Raw genomic sequence first — 18,926 nt, forward strand, 5'->3', positions numbered from 1 at the left:
CGGGAGCAAAATACGGAGAGCCGGCGGGGTTACCCACCACGTCACGTCGCCGCGCTACTCACTCGACGGTGACGCACTTGGCGAGGTTACGCGGCTTGTCGATGGGCCGTTCGAGCAGGTCCGCCGCGTGGTACGCGACGAGCTGGAGCTGGACGTTGGCGAGGACACCGGCGATGTCGGGGTGCGTGTCCGGAATCCGGAGCACGTGGTCGGCGAACTCGGTCACCTCGCCCGAGCGGTCGCTCGTGATGGCGATGACGGGCGCGCCGCGAGCTTGGACCTCCTTGACGTTGCTCAGCGTCGCCTCGTCCTCGTGGCCGGTGAAGATGGCGAACACCGGCGACAGCGGCGTGACGAGCGCCAGCGGACCGTGTTTGAGCTCCGAGGCGGCGAACCCCTCGGCGTGTTCGTAGGATATCTCCTTGAACTTCAGCGCGCCTTCGAGGGCGACGGGGTGGGCGACCCCGCGGCCGATGAAGAAGTACGCGTCGCTGCCCTCGTACTCGATGGCGATTTCGCGGGCCATCGAGGTGTCGAGCACCTCCTGCACGTCGCCCGGGAGCCGCGAGAGAGCCTCCATCAGGTCGCGCGCGGCGGGCGACTTCGCACCGGTCACGTCCTCGACGATGCGCTCCGTGAGGAGCGTCAGCGCCGTCACCTGCGACGAGAACGTCTTGGTGGCGGCGACGCCGATTTCGGGACCCGCGCGGATGAGCAGTTCGTCGTCGCACTCGCGGGTTATCGACGAGCCGACGACGTTCGTGACCGCGAGGGTCCGCGCGCCGGCGGCGCGGGCGCGGCGCAGGGCGTCGAGGGTGTCGGCGGTCTCTCCCGACTGGCTGACCGCGACGACGAGCGTGTCGGGCGTCACCGGCGGCTTGATGACCGAGTACTCGCCCGCCATGAACGCGTAGGCGGGGATGCCCCGGGAGTTGAGCAGCGACGCTGCGTACATTCCGGCGTGGTGCGAGGTGCCCATCGCGAGGAGGTGGACCTGCTTCACGTCGGCGAACGCCTCCGGCGGGAACTCCTCGAGTTCGACGCCGCCGGTGTGAGTGTTCAGGCGTCCCTGGGTGGTCCGCCGGAGCGCGCCGGGCTGCTCGTGAATCTCCTTGTACATGTAGTGCTCGTAGCCGCCCTTCGTCGCCGTCTCGGGGTCCCACTCGACGTGTTCGATGGGACGGTCGACCGCGCGGCCGGCCGAGTCCGTGATTTCGTAGCCGTCCGAGCGGGTGACGACGAAGTCGCCGTCGTGGAGGTAGACGACGCGCGCCGTGTGCTGGATGAACGCGGGCACGTCGCTGGCGAGGTAGTACTCCCCGTCGCCGACGCCGAGGACCAGCGGTGACCCGGAGCGGGTCGCGAAGATGGCCTCCTCGTCGCCGATGATGGCCGCGATGGCGTAGCTCCCCGAGAGGCTGCCGACCGCGGCGCGGAACGCCTCCTCGGGGGTCGCGCCGTCGCGGAGGTTCTCCTCGATGAGGTGCGGGACGACTTCGGTGTCGGTCTCGCTGCTGAAGACGTGGCCGCGGGATTCGAGGTCGCTACGGAGCGACTGGAAGTTCGAGATGATGCCGTTGTGGACGACGGCGATGCGGCCCGACTCGTCGGTGTGGGGGTGGGCGTTGCCGTCGGTGACGCCGCCGTGGGTCGCCCAGCGGGTGTGGCCGATGCCGTAGTCGCCGGCGATGGGGTTCTGCTCGACGGCCGCGACGAGTTCGGAGACCTCGCCGACGCGCTTCGTCAGCGAGATGCCCGAGCCGTTTTTCACGGCGATGCCGGCCGAGTCGTAGCCGCGGTACTCCAGCCGCTGGAGTCCGTCGACGAGCGAGTCAACGGAGTTGTCCGCGCCGATGCAGGCGGTGATTCCGCACATCAGTGGGTCACCTCCACGCGCTCGCGAACGTCGCCGTGTAAGACCGTGCCGGGGCCGACGACGGCCTCCGCGCCGACGCGACTACCCGCTGTGAGCGTCACGTTCGCGCCGACCTCGGCGCGGTCGCCGATGATGCTGCCGAGACGGCGGTCGGTGTAGAGCCGGCCTTCGAGAATGACGTCCGCCCGGCCGCCGGGCGAGACGACGCCGTCGCCGACGGTCGCGCCGGGGCCGACGACGGAGTCGCGGAGGACGACGCCCGCGCCGACCCGCGCGTCGGTCGAGAGGATAGAGCGCTCGATGACGCTGTTCGCGCCGACCGATACGTTGTCTTGGAGGCACGAGCCGGCGCTGATGACCGCGCCCGGTCCCACGTCGCAGTCCTCGCCGACGACGACGTGGTCGCCGACGAGCGCGTGCTCGTGAATCCGCGCCGACTCGGCGACTGCGGAGTCGTGTCTGCGCGCGAGGAGCGTCTCCGTCACGGAGAGGAGTCCCCATGGGTGCGAGGGGTCGAGCCAGCCGCCATTGACGAGGACGGACGTGACGTTCCCGTCGAGGTAGTGAATCACGTCGGGAAGCCGCGTCTCTCCGTCGTGCGGCGGGATGTGTCGGAGCGCCTCGAAGACGGCGTCGTCGAAGACGTAGACGCCCGCGTTGACGAGGTACCCCTCGCTGTCGACGGCGTGTTCGTCGATGTCGGCGATGCGGCCGTTGTCCTCGACGACGACGCCGTACTCCTCGGGCGTGTCGGACTCGGCGACCGCGACCGTCGCCACCGAGTCGGTCGTCGAGAAGCGTTCGAGCACCGCCGAGACGATGTCGGCGTCGACGACGTTGTCGCCGTTGCAGACGACGAAGGGACCGGAGACGAGACCCTCGGCGAGGAGGAGCGCGTGGCCGCTACCGAGACGCGAGTCCTGGTGGACGAACTCGATGTCCGCGTCGGAGTAGGTCGCAGAGAGGTGCGACTGGATGCGGTCGGCGCGGTGGCCGACGACGACGACGACGCGCTCGATACCCGACTCGAACAGCGCGTCGAGGACGTACTCGACGACCGGCCGGTTAGCGACCGGGAGCATCGGCTTCGGTTGGAAAGTGGTGAGCGGGCGGAGCCGTCGCCCCTCGCCGGCCGCGAGGACGACCGCTTCGGTGATGCGATCGTTCATTCGCGACCCCCCGCGAGCGACGGACGTTCGGAACGTGACCGTGACGGTGAGTGAGTCATAAAGGGAACAGGGACCGCGACGGGGATTGTTATACAGAGGGTTCCCCGAACCGGTCGCGCGTTAGGGTCGCGTATGAGACTGTTGCAAACGGCGAAAGCCAGCTTAAATCGGAAGGGAAACGGGTTCGGACGCTCCTAATCGGTGGGGCTCTCCCGGCGGTGTCGCGGCGTGCCGAAGCCGCCACGTCGGTTGCACGGTCTGCGAACCGCACCCGCGGGTTGAGAGCGGGAACGGGAGCGCGAGAGTCAGAAGCGGGGTGGGAGGCGAGAGCGTCTAAGAGAGCGACATCGACGGGCGAGCGGCGAGCAAGGCCGCCGCTGTCAGAACGCAGACCGAAGTAAAATCCGAGTTGTTCGTCGATATCGTTCGCGACGCGGGCGCGTGGGGACCGACTCAGAGGTCGAGGCGGTCTTTGTACGACTCCATCGCGGTGATGGCCATGAGCGTCGCGGTGCTCAGCACGGCCCAGCCGGCGGCCGGAATCTGTTCGAGACCGGGGACGCCGAGCAGGCCGGCGGAGACGGTCGCGGCCACGCCGGCGGCGATGGCGAGGTTCCGTTTCGGCGACGCGGCGAGCGGCGCCGACTGCTCGTCGTCGGTCTCGGTGCTGACGACGTCGCCGTCGAGGTACTGGTCGAGCTGCTTCGCGGTGTCGAGAAGCGTGATGTCACCGCGGTTCTTCTCGAAGTCGACGATGCCCGCCGAGTCCATCTTCGGGAGGTGACATTGGTACAGACCGATGTACACCCGCTTTCGTTGGCTCGACGACAGCGCCTTTATCTCGATGCCGTTTTCCTTCGCGGCGATGAACTCGGCCATGTCGCCGAGCTTCGCCTCGCCGTCGTTCTCCTTGAGATACCGGAGCGCGTCGCGCCGGCGCTGGTTCTTCAGAATCTCGAAGACGATGTCCTTCGAGAGCGCTTCGATTTCGGGTTGTTGTTGCTGCTGTTCGGAAAGCGCGTGAGAACCACCAGTCTCCGCGAGTTGTTCGTTCGTCGTCTGGTCAACAACGTCGGTGTCAGCTTGTAATGAATCGGTAACCATTGTTCCTTCCTCCCCCACTGTGTAGTCGGGTGCTACCGAATGACGTGGTCAGTCGAGAGGGGAGACCACGTGACGTTTGCACAGACCACAACCTTTGGATGCGCCCCACCAAGCGCGCCCCAGATTCAGAGGGTCAACAAGTCAATAGGTTAAACGAGGATATATACTTGTCTGAGAATCCCACACTCTGATTTCTCCGACTGTTAGGATCGCAAAATCTGCGAGTAAAGTAGTTGTAACAATCTATTCTAACTCAGACTTTCAATGTATCCGACAGTAGTGTCGTGCGACCGGAAAGCAGCAGAGTGGCCCGGTTTTTCACCTGTGAGAACCGCTATCGGACGCGACACCAAACTCGACTGAGAGTTAAGTACACGGATACGATAATTCGGCAGTAGCACCGACTGAGAATACGCGAGAGCTCCGGAGTAGCTGTCCACGGCAGTCGCGAGGTGACGGATTATTCCACGAGCGCTTCGAAAGCGTCGGCCGAGGTACCCTCGCGTTGCTCGGAGAGGTACTGCGCGAGCACCAGCACGAGGAGCGCCGCAGAGACGAACACCGCGATTGCGCTCCACGAGACGAGCGCGAATCCCGGGAGTCCACCCCACACTCCGAGTATGAGCACCCAACTGAGCGCGCCGAGAAGCGCGTAGTACCGACTCCACGACTCGCGCGCGTCGGGTTGCATCCAGAAGAACCCCCGCTTGGCGACGTTCGGGACGAGTTCGACGGACCGCTCCTCGTCGTCGTAATCGACCAGCCCGGCGCTCTCGAGCTTCGGGAGGTGCGTCTGGTACAGCGAGATATACACGCGCTGTCGCTCTTCGTCGGTCACGTCCTCGACCGCCGTGCCGTTCTCTCGAGCCGCGACCATCGCCGCGAGTTGCTTCAACGAGATTGCTTCGCCCGCGCGGTGAAGGAAGTAGAGAATCTGCCTCCGGCGCGAGTTACTGAGGATGCGAAAGAGCTCGTCTTTTGATAGTGTTGTCATCGTCGTGTGCGGGGGGTTCTCGCATGCGATGCGAAAGAAGACCAGGCCCGGTTGGGTCGTAATACACCACAACCAACCTTTGTTATCGTGACGTTTCCGGGAGGCACCGACCGAGTTTCTAACGAGAATTAAGCTCATCTTCACGGGATATTTACTGGGCTGCAGACGGTCAGCGGGAGGGAGTTATCTCGGTCTCGGAGATGATTACGTATCTCGTTGGTTTCGAGAAAAGTCCTCGCGCCGGAATGGGAGCAAACTCTCGACAACGGCGGTAAGGAACCCAATTGTCCAGTATAGAGGTGGCTAACAATACCCGATGGAGGCGATACTTAGATTCGAGACAACAATGTTCGAATTGACAGGCTTCCAGCGCGACCTGCTGTACGTGATTGCCGGCGCAGAGCGCCCGTCCGGGCAGGAGATTAAAGAGATGATCAGCAAGGACGTCGGGGAGGTGAACCATGGTCGGCTCTACCCGAACCTCGACGCCCTCGTTGAACAGGGGTACGTGAACAAGGGACAGCACGACCGTCGAACGAACTTCTACGAGATGTCCGAGAAGGGCCGCGAGTCCATCGTCGAGCGCCGAGACTGGGAAGACCGTCACGTCGGATTCCTCGGATAGCACGCCGCCGTCTCCACAACTGAGCGACGAACCGTCCGTTCGAACACCCGAGGGCGCGAGTGGGACGCTCGCCCCGGAAGAAACCGAAGACGAGAACAACTCAACTCGTCGCTGGTGGCCGCATCGGTCCCCGCGGTCTCGTTCGGTCCTCTCCCCTTTTCGACGCCGATTCGAGTCGAGCGACCGCAGCGGCGCTGAGCCGACCGTGTTCGACGAGGCTCGACGCCCGCCGCCGCGGCTCCCGACCCGTCCGCCGCGGTTTCGAGGTGCATAGACGCTCGGACGCCCGAGAGAGCGGCCGCAGCGAACGTCACCAGATCATCTATCAGAAGTTAGTACATTCGGTCGTCGTCAAAAATATCACAAGAAGGACATTCAAATCGACACCGCAAATCAGACATTAATGCAGCCATAAGAAATGGATTAATTTGAGAATAAGAGGTCGCTGTCGGTCGTTTTTCTGGTCAAATTGAATCACCATAATTCGTCGGCGATTCGAACACTAACGATAGCAATAGTATCGTCGATAGATATTCATGTATTCCTACTAATGTAATTATCGCAACATTTATGCGTGTAATCCGCAACCCCTGAGACATGGTAAGTGAACGGTCCACCGGGCAGGACCCAGAAACGACGACGACTGACGACGACGTCGGTAGACGCAAGTACCTCGCGCTGTGCGGGTCGGTATCGGCCACCGGTGCACTCGCGGGGTTCTCTGGGCTCGGCTCGGCGACGGAACAAGCCGACGAACCGGTCGACGACGACGGGCACACGCTCGTCGTCGCGGGCACCGGTCCCGTCTCTTCGTTCGAAGTGACGGTCAGCGGCTCTATCTCACCGCTCCAATCGAACGGCGCGCTCAGCACGACCGGGACGGTCGGTCCCGCCGCCGAGGGAACCGTCGACGACGACTCGCGGCGCTACCAGTTCGCGGGCGACATCACCAACTTCCAATCGACCGACGCGGTGTCGGTCTACGTCGACGGCGTCCGCATCCCCAACGACTCGTTCTGAGGCCGTCGGAACCCAGTTGTTTTCGAAGCGACCGACAGCGGCGGCGCTACGAGCGCATGTAGCCGCTGAGCCACTCGGGCGTCACGTCGTCGAACGATACGGTTTCCCCGCCGTGTTCGGCGACGAACTCGTCGGCGTCGGACTCCGACGAAAAGGGAATCAGGTCTTTACCCATGCCTCCGAGTACGTCGCTTTCGACGACGTACGTCATCTCGGTGGCATCGCCGAACGTGTCCGCGCCGGTGTGCGTCGAGATGAACGTGTCGCCGCCCTCGGTCGAGAGCTCGTAGTCGGCCGTCGAGTAGTCCGTGACGTACACCGCCGTCGCCTCCCAGCCCTGTTCTCGGCGTTCGAAGTAGTACGGGAACAGCCCCATGCTGAGGGTGTGGAACCACGCTGGGTTGTCGTGCCCCTCGGGCGCGTTGTCGCGGTAGAAAATCTGTCCGTTCGGGCCGGCGTGGAGGCCGATGACCATCCCGCCTTGGTCGTCTTCCTTCCCGCCCGAGAGGTCGACCGGTTCGGGCGTCGGCCCCGCGTTCGAACCGCCGCCGAGACAGCCCGCGAGGGCCGCGAGCGCGCCGAGTGAAACGGCTTTCGTCGCGGCGCGGCGCGTGAGGGTGCCGTTCGGGCGGTCGCGGGGCGGAGAGTCGTTGTGCATCGTCGCTCTACGCGAAGTTCGAGCGTCATGGTACATAAACCGTGAGAACGGTCGCTCGCGTGCGCGAACTGAACTACCCTCGCCGAGGAGGCGGACGGGTCACAAAAACGAGCGGGTCAGGCGACGACGCGCGCGCCCTCGACGAGCGAGCGAACGTCCTCGAACAGTCGGTCGGCGTCGTCCTCGTCGCGGGCTTCCGCGGTGATGCGGACCAGCGGTTCAGTCCCGCTGGCGCGGACGAGGAACCAGCCGTCGTCGGTGTCGACGCGGATACCGTCGATGGTGTCGACCTCGTCGTACGCCGCGTGGATGTCGCGGGCGATGCGGTCCATCGCCTGGTGTTTGTCGTCGAACGAGAGGCTCGCGCGGCGGGTAGCGTACCCAGCCCCGCCGAGGTCGGCGACCTGTTCGGACAGCGGCGCGCCGCGGGCCACGAGGTCGGCGAGTTTGAGCGCCGCGTAGTGGCCGTCGGGGGCGAGCGTCTCGTCGGGCCAAATCCACGCGCCGGAGGGCTCGCCGCCGAAGACGTAGCCGGGTTCGGCGACCGCCTCGGCGACGTGGACATCTCCGACCGGGGTGTAGGTGACGCGCCCGCCGGCGGATTCGACCACGTCCTGCACGAGGAGGCTCGTGTCGACGGGGACGGCGACGGCGTCGCCCGGGGAGACGGCGTCCCGCGCGAACAGCGCGAGGAGCGCGTCGCCGGGGACGTACGCGCCGGTCTCGTCAACCGCGACGAGTCGGTCCGCGTCGCCGTCGTGGGCGAGTCCCACGTCCGCGTCGAGCGCGGGGACGGTCCGGCGGAGCGCGGTGAGCGTCTCGGCGTTCGGCTCGCTCTTTCGGGCGGGGAACCGACCGTCCTGTTGGCCGTCGATAGTGTTGACCGTTGCGCCGAGTTCGTAGAGCGCGTCGACCGAGACGCGGCCCGTACCGTTGCCGAGGTCGAACGCGACGGTCACGTCGTCGAGGTCGTCGAACGACGAGACGAGGTGGTTCACGTGGCGAGCCGCGGCGTCGGGCCACTCGCGTTCCTCGCCGAGTTCGTCCCACGGAGCGAGCGACACCTCGTCACGGTTGAGTCGGTGGACGATGTCGCGCGTCTGGGCCTTGTCGAAGGCCCGCCCGCTCGGCGTCCAGAGCTTCAGCCCGTTGTCTGACGCGGGGTTGTGAGACGCCGTGATACCGATGCCGGCGTCCGCGCCGGCCCAGCCGACCGCGCGGGCGACCGTGGGGGTCGAGGCGACGCCGAGTCGGACCACGTTCGCGCCGCACTCGCGGACGCCGGCGCTCACGGCGTCGGCGAGGACGTCTCCGCTGAGGCGGGCGTCCTGCCCGACGACGACGGTGCAGGCGTCGCAGCCGACCGCGCGGCCGATTCGAAGGGCGAGTTCGGCGGTCACGGTTCGGCCAACCGGACCTCTGATTCCACTCGTTCCGAACATACCGTGGGAGACGATGACAGGACGTTTTGGTATGTTTCGCCTACTGTCACGAACGGGTGGTCAGGCGGCACCTACTAGAAGCGAGACGAACCGCGGAGCCGGCACAGCGAACCGCGAGACTGCGTCGCCACTCGCCGGGGTAGGTGAGCGGTAAGTGGTCGGCGATTAAGCGGTGAGTCGCCTCACTGGAGGGGCTGGGCGTCGCCGATGGGGACCACTTCGATAGAACCGAGCGCGTCGAGCGTCACGCGGTAGCCCGCGTAGGAAAACGAGAGGAGCGCGTCCTCAGAACGGCCGAAGACCGTTTCGAGGGCGTCGGGGTCGATAGTCTGTGCGAGCGGCGGGAGCTGCGTCGGTCGGACGCCCTCGATTGCCGCAATACTCAATACAACATTCGTACTCAGGAGCTCGGAAGAGTCGCGGTCGACGCGGTACGACCCGGTCGCTTCGTCGTACGTCACGTGCGAGTCCTTCCAGTCGTTCGTCTGTGCCATCATGGGTGCCTTAACAGGCGTCTGTGTGCGATGGTTCCCCTTAAATCCATGCTATTTGTGAACAGTTGTAATTCGTGAACGTCACGAAATCGAACGGGTACGGCCGTGGTACTCCGCGAGCTCAATCTGGTGCTCACCATACACAATCAAAATTCGTGATGGTTTCGGGAGAGCGACGGTCAGTTCTGCCGGGAACGAAGCGTTCGAACGGTCTCACGCGCCTCTTCGACCGTGATTTCGCGCTTGTAGAGCGCCGAGCCGGGTTCCAGTAGTTCGCCGCCCGGGACGAGACCGCCGACGTCGACCGGGCCGAAGCCGATGTCGCGGATGAGGTCGGCGACGTGCGACTTGGCGTCCGAGTCGTCACCGGCGAGGAAGACCGCGAGACGTTCCGATTCGGGGAGGTCGGGATGCCCGAGGTCGCGGAGCGTCTCCCAGTGAATGGTGTTGAACGACTTGACTAGCTTCGCGTCCGGGAGCTGAGCCGCGACGAGTTCCGAGGAGGTGTCGTCGCCGAGGTCGATGACGTGGAAGTTCTCGGTGTAGGGGTTCATCGCGTCGACCACTATCTTCTCCGCGAAGTGGTCCGCGTCGGGCAGCGACTCGCGTTCTCGGAACGGAACGGCGAGGAAGACCACGTCGCCGAACCGAATCGCTTGCGTCGGTTCCACCGCACGAAGTTGTGGGCCGAGCGTTTCGGAAAGGTCCGCGAGCGACTCGACTCCGCTTTCGTTGGCTATCGCCACCTCGTGGTCCGACTCCACGAGGAGTTGGGCCAACGTCCCACCGAGGCGGCCAGCGCCGAGTATCCCAATATCCATGAACAAAGATGTATGTTAACAAAGTTGAATCTTTGTGTGGTCGGCGACGAGGGACGAGGGCCCTTTTACTCGTGGTTCACTAATCGTAATGGTCCTCATAACCGTATCAGAACTTCTCTATCCCGGAATCTTCAGCTATTCAGTACAATCATAATTTAGTATATATGTGGCGTTGGAAGCGACATGAACAGACGAACATTCCTCGGCGGCGTCGGAGCGGGCGTGGTGCTCCTCTCCGGCTGCCTCGGTGCGGAGGGTAACGCGCTCGACCCGGCGGCCGACCAGAACGACGACCCAGCCGGCGACGAACAGCCCGCGAAACAGGCGACCGACTCGCCCGAGCCGACCCCTGAACCGACGACCGAACAGCCCGCCGAACCGACACCCGAATCGACGCCGGAGCCGACGACCGACGCTCCCGAAGACCGCATCGACTTCGAGCGCGAGGACGACGACCCGGACGTCGTGGGCACGCTCCTGACGAAGGGACCCGTGCCGGGCGTCGTCGTCTCCTCGGACCTCCCGTACGCGAAGGCGTGGCAGAACTACGCCGAGACCGACGAGGAGGCTGGAACCTACCGCGTCGGTCTCTCCGTGGACACCGCCTCGCGCATCGGGCGACTGAGCGTCGTCGGTCGGGTGTACGACGCCGAGGGTGACCTCGTGAGCGAGGACACCGACGTGAGCAACAACGTCCCGTCGGACAAGAACGCGCTCATCCACCTCGTCTTCGAGGGCGACCTCGACGCGATGTACTACTTCGAGGTCGACCTCGTCGTCCCGAACTGAACGTCAGGCCCCACTGGCGTACGCCTCGAACTCTTTTCCGCGCAGGGCGAAGTAAACCACGCCGACCACGCCGACGAGCGACGCGACCGAGAACGCGAGCGTCGGGTCACGCGCGTAGAGCCAGCCGCCGAGCGCCGCGCTCGGGATGACGATGGTGTTCCGCACGAGGTAGTACGCGCCCGTCACCCGCCCGCCGGCGTTTCGCTCCGCCGGGCCGACGATGAGCGCCTTGTGCGCGGGCAGGCCAGCGAACCGGAGCCCGGAGAAAGCAAAGAGACCGACGACGACCCACTGGTCCGCCGGCGCGAAGATGAGGAGGACCGGAAAGACGGCGTACACCGCGAACCCGAGGCCGACGACCGGCTTGAGCCCGGTCCGCTCGGCGAGCTTCGAGACGGGGAGCTTCGTCAGGAGCGCAACGACCATCTCGACGCCGAGGAGGACGCCGAAAAAGGCGTCCGGGCGGAGCGAGACGCCGAAGCCGGTGAAGCCGACTTGGAGGAACTCCGTGACGACGATGACGAAGAAGACGTACACCATCCCGTTGGCGAACCGGATGAGCGTGTCCGCGACGAGGAGCGGGCGGAGCGTCTCCGGGAGCGACCGGAGGTCGTCGCGAAGTTGGGCGAGCCCCTCAAACGACTTGCCCAGCGAGTCCCCACCCGCGTCGTAGAGAACGTGCTGGGCGACGGTGGCGACGATGCCGAACACCGCGGCAACGATGAGGACGTACCGGAACCCCTCGACGAACGTCGCCGTCGCCGCTAACAGCGCGGCCGCGATGAGCGGCCCGAGGAGGAAGCCGACGCGGCGGAAAATCTCGGTGCTGGCGAAGCCCATCGCCAGTCGCTCGGGCGGGACGCTCTGCTTGACGATGGCGAACGTCGCGCCGAGGCCGAACGACTTCCACGCCTGCGTGAGAAAGAGCCCGACGAAAATCCAGAGCCACGGTTCGAGCGAGACGCCCGCGAGCGTCACCTCGGGGACCTGCGGGGCGACGAACCAGAAGAGAAAGCCCGCCGAAGAGACGGTCCCGAACAGCGTGAGCGAGAGGCGCGACCCGAGTCGGTCGGAGAGCGCGCCGCCCGGGTACGGGTACAGCGCCCCGATGAGGTTGCCGACGCTCCCGTAGAGGCCGACGACAGTCGCGCCGGCTCCGAGCACACGGAGGTACTCCGGGACGTACCGCCCAGTCATCTGAAACGAGAGGCTGAACGCGAACATCGCCACCGAGAGGACGAGCACGTCGCGTTCGAGCCCGATGAACTGCCGAAAGGAATCGAAGCTATCGACGGCGTCCCGACGTGTTTCCATCGTCCGAGTGGTTCGCGGGAGCGGCCAAGAAAGTACGGTGCGGTTGGCCTACTCGTCCAGCGGCGGGTCGACCCAGACGACGAGACCGTCGTCGGTCCTGACGACGCCGCGGGTGAGTTCGTCGCCGAACGGCGCGTCGTCGACGGTTTCGGGGTCGATTTCCGTCACGCGGTCGACCTCGTCGACCAGCCAGCCGAACACGGTCGCGTCCTCGTCGGCGGCGTCGAAGACGACGACGCGAGAGGCGTCGGGGTTCGACCCCACGCCGAGGAGCGAGGCCGTGTCGACGAGCATCGTCGTCGCGCCCCGGTAGTCCATCGCGCCGACGACGTGCGGCGGCGAGTCCGGGAGCGAGCGCGCGGGCTTGCGGTCGATGATTTCGGTGACGGCGTCGAGCACGACGCAGTAGCGCTCCTCGCCGATTTCGAATTCGAGAACCTGCGTCGGCTCCGAGAGCGCCGCGTCGGGCGCGTCCGTGAGCGACATCTACGCGCCCCGGGCGGAGAGTCCGCCTTCGGCCGCGTCGAGTTCGTCTTCGAGGTCGTCCACCTCGTCGTCGATGTGGCCGACGAGGAGCGCGACCTCCGAAATCTTCGCCGTCTGCTCTTCTGTGGCCGCGGCGACCTGGTCGATTTCGCCGGCGACCTCCTCTGCGCCCCGGGCGGTCTCGTCCACGAGGCTCGCAACCTCCTCGGTGCTCGCGGCCTGCTGGTCGGTCGCGCGGGCGACCTCCTCCGCACCGGCGGCGGCCTCGCCGACCGCAGAGTCGATGTTCCGGAGGGCGGAGACGGCCGCGTCAACCTCCGAAATGCCGTCGTTGACCTCCTCGTTCGCCTCCTCGATGTTGCCGACGGTCGTCTCGGTCGTCTCTTGGATATCGCCGACGACCGCCTCGATTTCGGAGACGCTGTCGCGGGACTGCTCCGCGAGACTCTTGACCTCGTCGGCGACGACGGCGAAGCCGGCTCCCGCTTCACCGGCCCGCGCGGCCTCGATAGAGGCGTTGAGCGCGAGCAGGTTCGTCTGGTCGGCGATGTCGTTGATGACCTCGACGACGCTGTCTATCTGGTCGACCTTCGCGCGGAGGTCGGTGATTTCGTCGTACACGTCGGTGGTCACGTCGTCGACGGTCTCCATCGCGTCGGCGGCGTTGTCGGCGGAGCTTCGACCCTCGGCGGCGAGGTCGCGCGCCTGGTCGCTCATCGCCTTCGTCTGGTCGGCGCTGGAGGCGATCTGCTCGACGCTGGCGCTCAGGTTCGACACCTCGCCGGCGACCTCCTGCATGTTGGTCGACTGGTCGCCCGCGAGGTCGCTTATCTCCTGTGCGCTGACGGCCACGCTCTCGGAGGCGTCGGAGAGTTCGGCGACGGCCGTGCCGATTTCATCGGTCGCGTCGTCCACGTCGTCAACGTCGTCGAGGACCTCACCGGTCACCGCGCCGGCGGCACCGGGACCGGAATACGCGTCGTGCTGTCGGGAGGCGGCCCCGTCTCCGGCGGCCGGTTCCCGTTCGTTTCGCTCGATTGCCATACGAACGAGTGTGGGAGTAAAGTGATAAGTATTCGCGAACAGTATCAATATGGATAATCACAGATTGCCGCTACTCGCCTCGAAACGGCCAAAAATAACGGATTCGCCGAAGGTATTGCAAGATAGATACCACACTACTGGCTCTGACAGAACCAGAAATCGTCGGTTCGTTTAAAAATCACTTGTCCGGTCAAGGCCGCGGGTCGCGGTGGGGCTCTCTGGAGTCGCTCTGGAGCCGCCGCGGCCGGGGTTCGGTGGGAGGGCCGAGGCGAGGAGCGTTCAGGTCAGTCGGTGCCCGGCGGCGACGGCGACGAAGCCCGCGAGGGCGACGAGGACGATGGAGCCGCCGGCGGCGAGCCCGTAGAGGTACGCGACCGTGACGCCGGCGACACCGGCGAGTTCGCCCGCGAGAACCCCGTACAGGAGCGATTGCTTGAAGCTCCGCCCGAGCCGCGAGGCGGTGACGACGGGGATGACGAGCAGCGCCGCGACGAGGATGACGCCCATGATTCGCATCGCGCTGACGACGACGAACGCGGTGAGAATCGACAGGAGCGTGTTGACGGCGCGGACGTGGAGCCGCGACGCGCGGGCGGCGGTCTCGTCGAACGTGACGTACACGAGCGGTCGGTAGGCGACCGCGACCGAGCCGACCACGACGAGTCCCATCGAGACGAGAAGGCCCACGTCGGCCCGCGAGACGGTCGCCAGCGAGCCGAACAGGTACTGGTTGATACCGACCGAGATACCGCCGCCGGTCAAAGAGATGAGCACGCTCCCGAGGGCGAAGCCGCCGGTCAGGACCATCGCCAGCGCGGCGTCGCTCCGGGCGTCGGTGTACTCGATGAGCGCCTGCACGACGAGCGCCGCGACGACGGCGACGACGAGCGCGCCGAGGAGCGGCGGGACCGCGAGGCCGAGCGTCGCGTCGAGGAAGAGCGCGAGCGCGACCCCGGCGAAGGCGGTGTGGGCGAGCGTGTCCCCGACCATCGAGAGGTCGCGATAGACGAGGAACGACCCGACCAGCGGGCCGACGACGCCGATACAGAGCACCGAGAGGTACGCCCGCTGCATGTAGGGATAGCCGAGGAAGTCGAGGCCGGTGACGCCGGCAAGCCACGAGAACACCCCGCCGACGACCGCCGTCAAGAACCAGTCGAATATCCCCGTGAACGCGTCGGCCACGAGGAGCGGCGCGAGAGAACCGGCCGCGGAGAAATCGACCGCGAGGAAGTCGGTCGCCGCGAGCGCGACGAGACCGGTCACTGCTCGTCCTCCGGTTCGGCGCGGGCGTCACCGTGTGAAGGGCCGTGGTGGTGGTCGTGAGAGTTGCCGTGGTGATGGCCGTGGCCGTGGTCGTGGTCGAGCACGCGCTGGTTCGAGCCGTAGGCCGCGGCGAGCGCGTCGCTGTCGGCGAAGTCGTCGGTGTCGCCGTGGAAGTACAGCTGCTTGTTGAGACAGGCAATTCGGGACGCGCGGGCCGTGACGACGCCGATGTCGTGTTCGACGAGCACGACCGTCATTCCCTGTTCGTTCAGGTCGCCGAGGAGGTCGTAGAACGCCTCTCGGGACTCGGCGTCGAGGGCGACCGTCGGCTCGTCGAGCGCGAGCAGGTCGGCCTCGGCCGCGAGCGCGCGGGCGACGAAGACCCGCTGGCGCTGCCCGCCGGAGAGCGCCCCGACGCGGCGGTCGGCAAGGTCCGCGATATCGACTCGGTCGAGCGCCGAGGCGACCGCCTCGCGGTCGTCGGCCGAAAAGCGACCGAACAGGTTCCGCGGGTATCGACCCATCCGGACGACCTCGCGGACGGTGACGGGCATGTCGCGGGCCGCGTCCGTCGCGTCCTGTGCGACGTAGGCGACGCGCTCGCCGTCAGAGAAGTCGTGGGCGGGTCGGTCGAACAGTCGCACCTCGCCGCGGGTCGGTCGGCGGAGACCGAGCATCAGCGTCAAGAGCGTGCTCTTTCCCGACCCGTTCGGGCCGACGAGCCCGAGAAACTCGCCTTCGGGAACGTCGAGCGAAACGCCGTCCACGACCGGGACGTCGCCGTACGAAAAGGTCACGTCGCTGAGCGAGACGGCCGTCATTGGGCGCCGAGCGCCGTCCGGAGCGACGGCAGGTTCACCTCGCGCATAATGTCCACGTAGCCCCAGTCATTTTCCTCCCACTCAGTCATTACGCCGGGAAGCGGCGTGAGCGGGAGCACGTCTTCGGCGTCCGTCTCGGAGACGAGTTGCTGCGCGGCGCGGTCGGACTCCAGCGGGTCGGCGAGGACGTGTCGGATGCCGTGTTCCGCGATGGTCTCCTGCGCCCGCTCGATGTCCCGCGGAGACGGCTCCTCGTCGGGCGAGATACCGGTGAGCGCGACGATTTCGAGGTCGTATCGGTCGGCGAGGTAGCCGTAGGCGTTGTGGCCGGCGACGAGAAGCACGTCGCGCTCGCGGTCGGCGAGACCGTCCTCGAACGCCGCGTCGAGTTCCGAGAGCGTCTCGCGGTAGGACTCGGCGTTCGCGGCATAGGTGTCGGCGTTCGCGGAATCGACCGACTGGAAGGCGTCGCGGAGCGTCTCGGTCGCGGTGGCGACCCGCGTGGGGTCCAGCCAGAAGTGCGGGTCGTGTTCACCGTGTTCGTCGTCGTGCTCCTCGGCGTGCTCCTCAGTGTGTTCGTCGTCGTGTTCGGTCTCCTCGTGGTGCGTCTCGTTCGTGTGCGACTCGTCGTCGTGTTGTTCCGTCTCGTCCGCGTGGGTCTCCTCGTCGTGGTGCTCCGTCTCGTCGTGGGACTCCTCGTCGTGGACGTGACCGTCGGCACCGATTTCGTGGAGTTCCACGTCGGTGGAGACGTCGACTTCGGCGACACTCGAGCCGTCCGCTTCGAGCGAGGTGAGGATGTCGTCGGCCCACGGCTGGAAGCCGGGCATTCCGTGGACGAATAGGTCGGATTCGAGCACCCGCCCCTGTATGTCCGGGCCGGGCTCCCACCCGTGGCCGTGCTGGCCGATGGGGACGAGCGTTTCGACGGACGCGGCGTCGCCAGCGACGTGTCGCGCCACGTCGCCGAAGACGAAGAACGATGCCGCCGCCGTCGTCTCCGAGGCGGTGGACGAGTCGGTCGAACCAGCCGAGTCGGGCGAGTCATCACCGCCGAGACAACCCGCGAGGCCGACGGCGGCGCTTCCAGTGACTGTCGCGAGGAACCCACGTCGGGTCTTCGTTCTCATGTTAATAGAAATCTCACCAGATATAATAAGCGCTGTTATTCAATTGTCTTCGATTGCTATACGGTACCAATCGCGGGTTCGCCGGTGAGCGCTGCCACTCTCAATGAGAGGCAGAACATCGACGAGAGCGGCGAGGAAACAGCGAAGCGAGCGACCGCCCGCGAATCGGCGTCAGTCCGCGGTCGAGGCGGACGCGCCGGACGACCCGCGTTTGTACTTCCGGATGGCGACGAAGATGAGCGGCGTGCCGACGACGGTCGGCCAGAGCCACGCGGCGACGGTCGGGAGGAAGTCGAAGTTGACCGACGAGAAGGCGGTGACAGTGGCGATGTAGCCGCCGCCCATGCGCCCGATGTGCTCGAAGAACCACTCGCGCGACTCGGCCCGCTCGCGGCGGAAAGCGGCGAGGTCGCGGACGCCGAAGCCGGCACCGGCCGCGCCGAACACGAGCATCACGGTGGCGAAGCTATCGCCGGCGAGGAACCGGAGCACACCCATGACGAGGAGACCAACGCCGGCGGCGGTGAGCAGGCCGACTGCGACCCAATCGAGCGGTTCGGGCCTGTCGGTCGGGCGCTTCCGCGAGAGGACGCGGTCGCCCGAGAAGACGAAGTAGTAGCTGAACACCGCGACGAGCGCGAGGAACGTCCGCCCGCGGGTCGGCGCGAGGGCGAACAGCGCGAGCGACGTGACCGCGACGACGGTCATCCCCACGACGTAAATTCGCCCCGCCCGCCGGTGGCGACGACCGCCCTTCTTCGTGACTATCGCGCCGAAGCCGGCGAACAGCGCCGCGAACCCGGCGACGATGTGGACGCCGAGCGTCGCGTCCTCGACGAGCGTCATCGGGGAACCCCGGGAAGAGCGGGCGACTGACGGGGGGTGACTCGGCTCTGCGGGGCGCGGCTCGTGAGTGGACTCGGCATGGAATCGACTCGTTCGAGGAGCGATATAAATCTGCTGAGTGAGTACTTACTTAGTGCATTAGGGAAATCGGCTCTGTTGAAATCCTTAGACTTTGACAGAATCCGCGCGACACAGACAGAGGGAGAGTTCAGCAGGTAGCAACCCGCCGAAATTGATTTAGTAAGACGTGCGTAATACCAGCGTATGTCTGAAGCAACCACGGGACCAAACGGTGATGACGAGATTGTCACGGTGAATTTCAAAGTCACACAGTCGTTTCTCGACGAAATAGACAGCACATGGCAGGGACGTGGGTTCAACAGTCGAAGTGAATTCATCCGCTACACCCTCCGAGACGCGACCGAATTCCCGACGTTTGACCGCGATGAACTCATCGCGCTCCTCCAAGCAGAGGAGGACATCCGTGAGGGACGGACGATGAGTGCCGATGAAGCCCGCGAGCAGTTCGGAACGGACAGCAATGAGTGAGGAGGACTGGACGTGGGAACTCACATCAACAGCACAGGACGACCTTTCAGCCCTTTCTCCTCCTGAGCAAGAGCGGATACTGAACAAGCTCGACGAGATCGCTGACTCGCCGTGGCGAGATCCACCGGACTATGGCGAACCACTCCAGAACAGTCCGCACAAGAAGGTACGCATCGGTGAGTTCCGATTAGCCGTGACCTTCCGTCAATCCGAACAGCGGATGGTCGTCGCTCGAATCAAGCGTCGTGGTGGAGCATACACTGCCGACGACGATTGACACTCTTTACTGCAGGCGATCTTTGACCGACTCGCGCTCTGTATTCAGCACGGCCTCAACAAACTATCAGTGACTGAGGATTTCAACAGAGCCGGAAAATCACGGTTAGACGGAGCATTCCAGAGTGCCGTGATTATGACCGAGAGAGACAGTCTACCCCTTCACGGGGAGCGAGTACAGGTACAGGTGCGGAGCGCATCG

At 65.5% G+C, this 18,926-nt stretch carries 20 protein-coding genes; 5 read left to right on the top strand and 15 right to left on the bottom strand.

Annotated features, from left to right (window positions below; translation table 11 throughout):
• Positions 1 to 58 precede the first annotated feature (58 nt).
• From glmS to C5B90_RS16925, 4 genes are all read right to left on the bottom strand, one after another.
• Positions 59 to 1,876, bottom strand: a complete 1,818-nt coding sequence (glmS, locus tag C5B90_RS16910) for a glutamine--fructose-6-phosphate transaminase (isomerizing) (RefSeq protein ID WP_115883142.1) — start codon at positions 1,874 to 1,876, stop codon at positions 59 to 61.
• Positions 1,876 to 3,045, bottom strand: a complete 1,170-nt coding sequence (locus C5B90_RS16915) for a sugar phosphate nucleotidyltransferase (RefSeq protein ID WP_115883143.1) — start codon at positions 3,043 to 3,045, stop codon at positions 1,876 to 1,878. The genes glmS and C5B90_RS16915 overlap by 1 nt, the downstream gene beginning before the upstream one ends.
• A gap of 453 nt (positions 3,046 to 3,498) precedes the next feature.
• Positions 3,499 to 4,149, bottom strand: coding sequence for a hypothetical protein (locus tag C5B90_RS16920; protein ID WP_115883144.1), 651 nt, complete (start codon positions 4,147 to 4,149; stop codon positions 3,499 to 3,501).
• 460 nt (positions 4,150 to 4,609) lie between these two features.
• Positions 4,610 to 5,143 carry a transcriptional regulator gene (locus C5B90_RS16925; RefSeq protein WP_115883145.1) on the bottom strand — a complete coding sequence of 178 codons (534 nt, stop codon included), beginning with the start codon at positions 5,141 to 5,143 and terminating at the stop codon, positions 4,610 to 4,612.
• A 346-nt stretch (positions 5,144 to 5,489) separates the two neighbouring features.
• Between C5B90_RS16925 and C5B90_RS16930 the strand changes: the two genes are divergently transcribed.
• Entirely contained in the window at positions 5,490 to 5,768 is a 279-nt protein-coding gene (locus C5B90_RS16930; protein WP_004978148.1) for a PadR family transcriptional regulator, read from the top strand.
• Positions 5,769 to 6,365: 597 nt separating this feature from the next.
• Positions 6,366 to 6,788, top strand: a complete 423-nt coding sequence (locus C5B90_RS16940; RefSeq protein WP_042663194.1) for a hypothetical protein — start codon at positions 6,366 to 6,368, stop codon at positions 6,786 to 6,788.
• A gap of 46 nt (positions 6,789 to 6,834) precedes the next feature.
• Here the strand turns inward: C5B90_RS16940 and C5B90_RS16945 are convergent, their stop codons facing one another.
• The 4 genes from C5B90_RS16945 to C5B90_RS16960 form a co-directional block, all read right to left on the bottom strand.
• Positions 6,835 to 7,446: a nitrous oxide reductase accessory protein NosL gene (locus tag C5B90_RS16945; RefSeq protein WP_115883146.1), complete on the bottom strand. Its 612-nt coding sequence runs from the start codon at positions 7,444 to 7,446 to the stop codon at positions 6,835 to 6,837.
• 116 nt (positions 7,447 to 7,562) lie between these two features.
• Positions 7,563 to 8,888: a phosphoglucosamine mutase gene (gene glmM, locus C5B90_RS16950; RefSeq protein ID WP_115883147.1), complete on the bottom strand. Its 1,326-nt coding sequence runs from the start codon at positions 8,886 to 8,888 to the stop codon at positions 7,563 to 7,565.
• A 182-nt stretch (positions 8,889 to 9,070) separates the two neighbouring features.
• Entirely contained in the window at positions 9,071 to 9,385 is a 315-nt protein-coding gene (locus tag C5B90_RS16955) for a HalOD1 output domain-containing protein (RefSeq protein ID WP_115883148.1), read from the bottom strand.
• Positions 9,386 to 9,561: 176 nt separating this feature from the next.
• Positions 9,562 to 10,203, bottom strand: coding sequence for an NADPH-dependent F420 reductase (locus C5B90_RS16960; RefSeq protein ID WP_115883149.1), 642 nt, complete (start codon positions 10,201 to 10,203; stop codon positions 9,562 to 9,564).
• A gap of 183 nt (positions 10,204 to 10,386) precedes the next feature.
• Here C5B90_RS16960 and C5B90_RS16965 point away from each other — a divergent pair, with 183 nt between their 5' ends.
• Positions 10,387 to 10,992 carry a twin-arginine translocation signal domain-containing protein gene (locus tag C5B90_RS16965; protein ID WP_115883150.1) on the top strand — a complete coding sequence of 202 codons (606 nt, stop codon included), beginning with the start codon at positions 10,387 to 10,389 and terminating at the stop codon, positions 10,990 to 10,992.
• Between the two features lie 3 nt (positions 10,993 to 10,995).
• Here C5B90_RS16965 and C5B90_RS16970 read toward each other — a convergent pair whose 3' ends face one another.
• From C5B90_RS16970 to C5B90_RS17000, 7 genes are all read right to left on the bottom strand, one after another.
• A complete protein-coding gene (locus C5B90_RS16970) occupies positions 10,996 to 12,306 on the bottom strand; it encodes an MFS transporter (RefSeq protein ID WP_115883151.1) in 1,311 nt (436 codons plus the stop codon).
• Positions 12,307 to 12,354: 48 nt separating this feature from the next.
• Complete coding sequence (locus C5B90_RS16975) at positions 12,355 to 12,792, bottom strand: chemotaxis protein CheW (protein WP_115883152.1); 438 nt, start codon at positions 12,790 to 12,792, stop codon at positions 12,355 to 12,357.
• Positions 12,793 to 13,836 (bottom strand): methyl-accepting chemotaxis protein, encoded by a 1,044-nt coding sequence (locus tag C5B90_RS16980; RefSeq protein WP_115883153.1) that lies wholly within the window; start codon positions 13,834 to 13,836, stop codon positions 12,793 to 12,795. It lies immediately after the preceding gene.
• 279 nt (positions 13,837 to 14,115) lie between these two features.
• Positions 14,116 to 15,102 carry a metal ABC transporter permease gene (locus tag C5B90_RS16985; protein ID WP_115883154.1) on the bottom strand — a complete coding sequence of 329 codons (987 nt, stop codon included), beginning with the start codon at positions 15,100 to 15,102 and terminating at the stop codon, positions 14,116 to 14,118.
• Positions 15,099 to 15,923 (bottom strand): metal ABC transporter ATP-binding protein, encoded by an 825-nt coding sequence (locus C5B90_RS16990; RefSeq protein ID WP_115883155.1) that lies wholly within the window; start codon positions 15,921 to 15,923, stop codon positions 15,099 to 15,101. The genes C5B90_RS16985 and C5B90_RS16990 overlap by 4 nt, the downstream gene beginning before the upstream one ends.
• Positions 15,920 to 17,053, bottom strand: coding sequence for a metal ABC transporter substrate-binding protein (locus C5B90_RS16995; RefSeq protein ID WP_115883156.1), 1,134 nt, complete (start codon positions 17,051 to 17,053; stop codon positions 15,920 to 15,922). The genes C5B90_RS16990 and C5B90_RS16995 overlap by 4 nt, the downstream gene beginning before the upstream one ends.
• A 171-nt stretch (positions 17,054 to 17,224) precedes the next feature.
• Complete coding sequence (locus C5B90_RS17000) at positions 17,225 to 17,899, bottom strand: DUF2306 domain-containing protein (protein WP_115883157.1); 675 nt, start codon at positions 17,897 to 17,899, stop codon at positions 17,225 to 17,227.
• A gap of 264 nt (positions 17,900 to 18,163) precedes the next feature.
• Here C5B90_RS17000 and C5B90_RS17005 point away from each other — a divergent pair, with 264 nt between their 5' ends.
• Both C5B90_RS17005 and C5B90_RS17010 read left to right on the top strand, forming a co-directional pair.
• A complete protein-coding gene (locus tag C5B90_RS17005) occupies positions 18,164 to 18,448 on the top strand; it encodes a ribbon-helix-helix domain-containing protein (RefSeq protein ID WP_115883158.1) in 285 nt (94 codons plus the stop codon).
• The gene (locus tag C5B90_RS17010; protein ID WP_042662435.1) at positions 18,441 to 18,725 is read left to right on the top strand and encodes a type II toxin-antitoxin system RelE/ParE family toxin; all 285 of its coding nucleotides are present in this window, start codon (positions 18,441 to 18,443) and stop codon (positions 18,723 to 18,725) included. Before C5B90_RS17005 ends, C5B90_RS17010 begins: the two co-directional genes overlap by 8 nt.
• Positions 18,726 to 18,926: the final 201 nt, after the last annotated feature.

The organism is Haloferax sp. Atlit-12N, from assembly GCF_003383095.1.
Lineage (GTDB): Archaea > Halobacteriota > Halobacteria > Halobacteriales > Haloferacaceae > Haloferax.